This window comes from Parasynechococcus sp., assembly GCF_042954245.1.
GTDB lineage: Bacteria > Cyanobacteriota > Cyanobacteriia > PCC-6307 > Cyanobiaceae > Parasynechococcus.
Genome location: NZ_JBGKDP010000196.1, coordinates 1 through 6750 on the forward strand (window position 1 = coordinate 1; position 6750 = coordinate 6750).

At 58.6% G+C, this 6750-nt stretch carries 8 protein-coding genes and 1 pseudogene; 4 read left to right on the forward strand and 5 right to left on the reverse strand.

Annotated features, from left to right (window positions below):
• Positions 1–162, reverse strand: a pseudogene (locus tag ACGVJ8_RS08775) (F0F1 ATP synthase subunit beta); the annotation flags it as partial.
• Between the two features lie 222 nt (positions 163–384).
• On the opposite strand from ACGVJ8_RS08775, the gene groES reads away from it, so the two are divergent.
• From groES to ACGVJ8_RS08790, 3 genes are all read left to right on the forward strand, one after another.
• Positions 385–696, forward strand: coding sequence for a co-chaperone GroES (groES, locus tag ACGVJ8_RS08780; protein ID WP_392347313.1), 312 nt, complete (start codon positions 385–387; stop codon positions 694–696).
• Between the two features lie 78 nt (positions 697–774).
• Positions 775–2409, forward strand: a complete 1635-nt coding sequence (gene groL, locus ACGVJ8_RS08785) for a chaperonin GroEL (protein WP_392347315.1) — start codon at positions 775–777, stop codon at positions 2407–2409.
• Positions 2410–2631: 222 nt separating this feature from the next.
• The gene (locus ACGVJ8_RS08790) at positions 2632–2985 is read left to right on the forward strand and encodes a hypothetical protein (protein WP_392347317.1); all 354 of its coding nucleotides are present in this window, start codon (positions 2632–2634) and stop codon (positions 2983–2985) included.
• A gap of 418 nt (positions 2986–3403) precedes the next feature.
• Here the strand turns inward: ACGVJ8_RS08790 and secG are convergent, their stop codons facing one another.
• The gene (gene secG, locus ACGVJ8_RS08795) at positions 3404–3634 is read right to left on the reverse strand and encodes a preprotein translocase subunit SecG (RefSeq protein ID WP_303535112.1); all 231 of its coding nucleotides are present in this window, start codon (positions 3632–3634) and stop codon (positions 3404–3406) included.
• Positions 3634–5271, reverse strand: coding sequence for a 2,3-bisphosphoglycerate-independent phosphoglycerate mutase (gene gpmI, locus ACGVJ8_RS08800; protein WP_392347319.1), 1638 nt, complete (start codon positions 5269–5271; stop codon positions 3634–3636). The genes secG and gpmI overlap by 1 nt, the downstream gene beginning before the upstream one ends.
• A 108-nt stretch (positions 5272–5379) precedes the next feature.
• On the opposite strand from gpmI, the gene pyrR reads away from it, so the two are divergent.
• The gene (pyrR, locus tag ACGVJ8_RS08805) at positions 5380–5931 is read left to right on the forward strand and encodes a bifunctional pyr operon transcriptional regulator/uracil phosphoribosyltransferase PyrR (RefSeq protein WP_392347321.1); all 552 of its coding nucleotides are present in this window, start codon (positions 5380–5382) and stop codon (positions 5929–5931) included.
• On the opposite strand, the gene ACGVJ8_RS08810 is transcribed toward pyrR, so the two are convergent.
• Positions 5915–6136, reverse strand: coding sequence for a ferredoxin-thioredoxin reductase variable chain (locus ACGVJ8_RS08810; protein ID WP_392347325.1), 222 nt, complete (start codon positions 6134–6136; stop codon positions 5915–5917). The genes pyrR and ACGVJ8_RS08810 overlap by 17 nt on opposite strands.
• 30 nt (positions 6137–6166) lie before the next feature.
• Positions 6167–6750 (reverse strand): hypothetical protein (locus ACGVJ8_RS08815; protein ID WP_392347323.1); only part of this gene is annotated, 584 nt, incomplete at its 5' end.

The following is a 6750-nucleotide window of genomic DNA, read 5'->3' on the forward strand; positions in this document are numbered from 1 at the left end:
GGTCAGGGCGACGTCATCGCCTGCGGGGTTTTTCCCCTCGATCCGCAGAGCGTTATAGATCTTTGGCAGTTTCCCGGTGGGAAATTCAACGTCCAGAACCGGGCCGATCACCTGACGGATCACACCCTTGGTGCCAGCAGATGCAGGAGCAGAAGCGACCATAGGAGGAGAGATGCGGGAACAGGCGCTGCGCGCTCAGACCCATTCAGAGCGGCGCAACCTTACCACTGCTGTGGTTGCTCCCTCATCGGTTCGGTCACCCGCACAGCTTGAGGTCTGGCCCGAGGGGTCGTCGGTTGCATACGTTGGCACTCATCGGCATCGAGTGCCAACTCGCGTCGATGAGTGGCGCATTGCGCCCTGTCCCTGCTCCTGCAAGTACCCATGGCTGCTGTTTCTCTCAGCGTCTCGACCGTCAAGCCCCTCGGCGACCGCGTGTTCGTCAAGGTCTCTGAATCCGAAGAAAAGACCGCCGGCGGCATTCTTCTGCCTGACACCGCCAAAGAAAAGCCCCAAGTGGGTGAAGTGGTTCAGGTGGGCCCCGGTAAGCGCAACGACGACGGCAGTCGTCAGGCTCCCGAAGTTGGTGTGGGCGACAAAGTCCTCTACAGCAAGTATGCCGGCACCGACATCAAGCTCGGCAGCGATGAATACATGTTGCTGTCCGAGAAGGACATCCTGGCTGTCGTCAACTGAGATCAGCCCCGCTGAATTACGGCTTGAGTCTCAACTCAGGCTTCCTTAACCATCCTCTTTTATTAGGAAACGCCTTCCATGGCAAAGCGCATCATTTACAACGAGAACGCCCGTCGCGCTCTTGAAAAAGGCATCGATATCCTCTGCGAAGCCGTCGCCGTGACCCTGGGCCCCAAGGGCCGCAATGTGGTGCTGGAGAAGAAGTTCGGTGCACCCCAGATCATCAATGACGGCGTCACCATCGCCAAGGAGATCGAACTCGAAGACCACATCGAGAACACCGGTGTGGCCCTGATCCGTCAGGCCGCCTCCAAAACCAACGACGCCGCCGGTGACGGCACCACCACCGCCACCGTCCTGGCCCATGCCATGGTCAAGGCGGGCCTGCGCAACGTGGCTGCCGGTGCCAATGCCATCACTCTGAAGAAGGGCATCGACAAGGCTTCCGATTTCTTGGTCAGCAAGATCAAGGAAATTGCCAAGCCCATCGCTGAAAGCAACGCCATCGCCCAGGTCGGAACCATCTCCGCTGGCAACGACGAAGAAGTCGGCAAGATGATCGCCGATGCCATGGATAAGGTCGGCAAGGAAGGTGTGATCTCCCTCGAAGAGGGCAAGTCCATGGAGACCGAGCTCGAGGTCACCGAGGGCATGCGCTTCGATAAGGGCTACATCTCCCCTTATTTCGCCACCGATACCGAGCGGATGGAAGCCGTCCTCGACGAGCCCTACATCCTCCTTACCGATAAGAAGATCGGTCTGGTGCAGGATCTGGTGCCCGTGCTGGAGCAGATTACCCGCACCGGCAAGCCTCTGCTGATCATTGCCGAGGACATCGAGAAGGAAGCCCTCGCCACCCTGGTGGTGAACCGTTTGCGGGGCGTGCTGAACGTGGCCGCCGTGAAGGCTCCTGGTTTCGGTGATCGCCGCAAGGCCATGTTGGAAGACATGGCTGTGCTGACAAACGGTCAGCTGATCACCGAGGACGCCGGTCTCAAGCTGGAGAACGCCAAGCTGGAGATGCTGGGTACCGCCCGTCGCATCACCATCAACAAGGACACCACCACCATCGTTGCCGAAGGCAACGAGGCAGCTGTCGGCGCCCGCTGTGAACAGATCAAGAAGCAGATGGACGAGACCGACTCCACCTACGACAAGGAGAAACTGCAGGAGCGTCTGGCCAAACTGGCCGGTGGCGTTGCTGTGGTGAAGGTGGGTGCGGCCACTGAAACCGAGATGAAGGACAAGAAACTTCGTCTCGAGGACGCCATCAACGCCACCAAGGCGGCTGTTGAGGAAGGTATTGTTCCTGGCGGCGGCACCACCCTGGCTCATCTGGCTCCTGCCCTGGAGCAGTGGGCAGTCTCAAGCCTGTCCGGCGAGGAACTGATCGGCGCCAACATCGTGGCTGCTGCTCTCACCGCTCCTCTGATGCGCATCGCTGAAAACGCAGGTGCCAACGGTGCTGTTGTGGCGGAGAACGTCAAGGCCCGCGCTGGAGCCGACGGCTTCAACGCTGCTTCCGGCGAGTACGTCGATATGCTGGCTGCCGGCATCGTCGATCCCGCAAAGGTGACCCGCTCCGGTCTGCAAAATGCCGCATCCATCGCTGGCATGGTACTCACCACCGAGTGCATTGTGGCTGATCTGCCCGAGAAGAAGGAAGCAGCTCCTGCCGGCGGCGGCATGGGCGGCGGCGACTTCGACTATTGATCGATGCGCGGGTGGTCGAGCCACCATCCGATCACGTCAACTTAAGTTATGCCAAGAGGTCCTGCGGGGCCTCTTTTTTATGCCCGGAAGCTGCCTTGTAATGCCTAGGTTTTGCAAGACATATGGCGCCTGGGGGCCGGTGTCAGTTGCAGGCCATTGAAGGATGTGAGGTGCATTTCTGTGCCGGCTAACGTCTAGTTGCGTATGGTTTTGTAGGGACAAATGCCCCAGCGCCCCGGTGCCTTTGCCGCCCAGTTTGCTCCTGAGACGCTGCAACGTTTCAAGGACCTCTGCCGACAGCAAGACAAGGCCTACTCCAAGGTGTTGGAGCGTCTTGCACTGTTGTATGTCGAAACGGATGGAGGAATTCTTTCCACAGCCAGAACAGCTTCAGCTCTGTCAAAAGGCATGCAAAAAAGGCAAGTCCAGGTTGAATCTCTGCAAAATAAATTGTTGGAAGATCTGTTGAAGCGCGTTGAAATCCTTGAAAAAAAGGAAACAAAAGCGTTGTACGAGCTTGATCGGGTCTACAAGGAAATTGCTTTTTTGAAATCCGGTTTGCAAAGCCCTGAATGACGTTTTGTTTCGCCCCCTCGTCCCTGAGTGTTTTGTGGCGGCGATTGTTTGGTTGTTTTGGGCAAGTTCTGCAGATGCTTGGCTTCGCAATCGCGTTAGTGTTCTGTGGCTTGTCGTTCGGCCAACTATTGGTTGGATGATTTTGATGTTTCTGATGCGTCGTGACTTCAGTTCAAGACTGCTTCGGCGTACATCAATCCTGGCTGCCTGATGAACTCATGGTTCGTGGATCTCGCAATGTTACCTCGATTTTTATTCAGGCTTCCTGAATTTGTACTCGAAATCTTTCTTTGAGCTTTTTGTGGCTGCGAAATTGACCAGAGAAGAGAGGTGGGTTTGTATTGAGCAATCCAGCCATCAGGTTGAAGCTGCATGCAAAGCATGCGTGCTGAAATTGTGAGTTTCTGAGTGCGTTGACTTAATTCAACCAGCCGGCGCTGAGGATCACGGCCAAAGACAAAAATAATGCCAGGCATATCCATGTCAGCCGGTTCAGCGTTGCCTCCGCGCTGCTAGCGCTGCTGAACATGGAGCTACCGCTTGCCGCCAAGCCACCCATGCCATCACCCTTGGGGCTATGCAGCAGCACCAAAACGATCAACAGAAGGCCGGTACCGATCCAGCTCCAGGACAAAATTGAGGTCAGCATCAGACGGAAAGAGGAAGGCGAGCAGTCTTGGGGGCCGGATCCATGTTGGACATGGGTGCAATTAGGCTTTGGCCGGTCATGGCCGCCGGTTGAGGTAAGTCGAGAATCTGCAGCAACGTCGGAGCGATATCGGCCAGCCCCCCGTTATCGCGGAGTGTGATCGCGTTGCCATGGCCAGGCAGCTTGCGCCGTTCTCCCTCGATCAGGATCGCCGGCACGGGATTGGTGGTGTGGGCGGTCCAGGCTTGGTCATCCGGACCCTGCATCAACTCGGCATTGCCGTGATCAGCCGTGATCAGCATGGTTCCGCCCTGACGTCCCACCGCATCCAACAACCGGCCAATGCAGCCATCCACGGTTTGGATGGCTTTCTTGGCGGCCTCCATCACACCGGTGTGCCCCACCATGTCGGGGTTGGCGTAGTTGATCACAATCAGCGAATAGTTCGCCTTCTCAATGGCTGCAATACAGCTGTCGGTGAGTTGCTCGGCCGACATCGCCGGTGAGAGGTCGTAGGTGGCGACCCTCGGCGAGGGCACCAAGTGACGGTCTTCTCCCGCCAGTGGCTGTTCGATGCCACCGTTCATGAAGTACGTGACGTGGGGATACTTCTCCGTTTCGGCGGTGCGGTACTGCTTCAGCCCGGCGTCGGCCACCACCTGCCCCAACAGTTGGTCGAGCGGCTCGGGGGGGAAGGCGACTTGAACGGGCAGATCTTGTTCCACCTGAGTGAAGGTGACCACATCTAACTCTGGAGTGTGGCTGCGTTCGAAGCCCTCGAAATCGGGAAGGCATAGTGCTTGCACGATCTGGCGGGCACGATCGGGCCGAAAGTTGAATACCAGAACGCTGTCATCATCCTTGATGACAGCGTTCTGAAGCCGCACCGGTTCGAGGAATTCATCGGTGATTTCCTCGGCATAACTATCCGCCAGCACTTGCTCCGCCGTGCGGCTGTCAACGGCGATGCTTAGATCGGTGTAGAGGTTATAAGCCTTTTCGATTCGCTCCCAGCGCTGGTCCCGGTCCATGGCCCAGTACCGGCCACAGAGGCTGGCGAGCTGGCCGATGCCGCTTCGGCTAAGGGCTTCTTGCAGCTGGCTGATGTATCCCGGTGCGCTCTGGGTGGGTGTGTCGCGACCATCGGTGATGGCATGCACGGCGAGATCGGAGATGCCGGTCTCAGCAGCCCACTGGATCAGTCCACACAGATGGTCCACATGGCTATGGACACCCCCATCGGAGCATAGGCCAAGCAGGTGCAAGGTCCCGCCCCGCTTTTGGGTGCGTTCCGCCAGTTCCTTGAGTGCTTGGGTGTCGCCCAGTTGATTGCTGCGCACCGTGTCGCTGATCCGCACCAACTCCTGGCGAATGATGCGGCCTGCACCAATGGTCAGGTGGCCCACTTCAGAGTTGCCCATCTGTTGATCGGGCAGTCCCACATGGGAGCCACTGGCCTCAATCAAGGTGTGTGGATAGGCATGCCATAGGGCATCCATCACAGGAGTGCCGCTTTGCTGGATCGCGTTGTGCTCGCTTGCGTTCCTGTAACCCCAGCCATCAAGAATTGCAAGAACGACCGGTGCAACTATCCCGGAGCGTCCTGAACCGTTGGTAGTGCTTTTCCCCACGTTCACCCGCGACCGACGGTTCTTAAGGACTCTTGCAGAATCAACTTAACGCCACGCCAGCCCTCAAGCTGCAGTTTTACCCAATCCCCACACCCCTGCACCGCTCAACCCTCCATGGCCGACCCTGACCGGATCGAAATTCTCTCGGAGCGTGAGCTTGGTTTGACCCTGGCGCGTTTGGCGTCACAGGTGCTGGAGAGTGCCGAAGACAGCCGTCGATTGATGCTGTTGGGGATCCCCACCCGTGGCGTTCAATTGTCCAGGGTTTTGGCACGGGAATTGGGGCGGTTGACAGGCCATGCCGTCTCCCAGGGGACCATTGATCCCACGTTCCATCGCGATGATCTGGAGCGCATCGGCACCCGTCTGCCCCAGCTCACGACTCTGCCCACCAGCATTGAGGACCGCCAAGTGATTCTGGTGGACGATGTGATCTTCACGGGGCGGACGGTGCGTGCCGCGCTGGAGGCCATGCAGAGCTGGGGGCGGCCGCAACGGGTGATGCTGCTGGCCATGGTGGATCGAGGCCATCGGGAGCTCCCGATTCAGCCTGATTTCTGTGGCCGTGTTGTTCCTACCCGACGCAGCGAAACCATCGAGCTGCGCCTCAGGGATGTTGATGGTGAGGAGGGGGTGTTCCTCAGCCGACTCAGCCGGCAGGCTTGAGTTCGTCGGCGCGAAAATGGGCCTTATAGCGGCCGAAGGCAACGATCGCCGGAAGCGTTGGGCTGATCACCCGACCCTTCCAATTCTTGAGAACATTCGCCACCTCCCCGGTCTGACCTTTCATGTCAAAGGCCTGGCCCCGGTGTTCGGGATGGTTGAACACAACGACGGATGCCTCCACCGTCACCCTGTCGCCCGCCTGCATCGCACCTGAGTCGTCCACGGACTCATCTTGTCACGGGCTCGGGGACGAGCGTCGACAGAAACTTTCTGGTCCGTCCTCTTCGACGCGACCGCCAAGGTGGCTGCAGCCCATGGAAAAGGCCGTCCAGGGGTCCAGGCCTTGGAGCAACTGATCCTCGACGGCGGCATCCAGCGTGTCACCGCTGATCACGTCGGCATGCACCGCTGGATGCTGCTGGTGTTGCTGGGCCTCGTCGAGGGCCTGAATGGCGCTCTCCACCTGTTGACGGGTGGCGCTTGCTTGCTGCTGCCACCAGGGATGGTCGAGTTTGTTGAGGCTGTCCAAGGCTTCCCACCAGCGTTCTTGCTCCACCAGTTGGAACAGCCGACGCTGTTCCAACTGGTTGCGGTTCCAGATCTCCATCAGCGTTGCACTGAGTTGGCTGATCGAACTGCGCGCGGGGCCTTTGAGAGGATCCAGCAACTCGAGCGCTTGCTGCAGGTCTCCCTCACGAAACAGAGCAATCGCCTGATCCATCAGGGCCTGACGCCAGCGTTCGAGGGTCTTGCGATGGCGGTCAAGATTGCCATGACCCGAGGTGACCAGTTGATGCTGCAGCGTGAGGGCAGCGATCG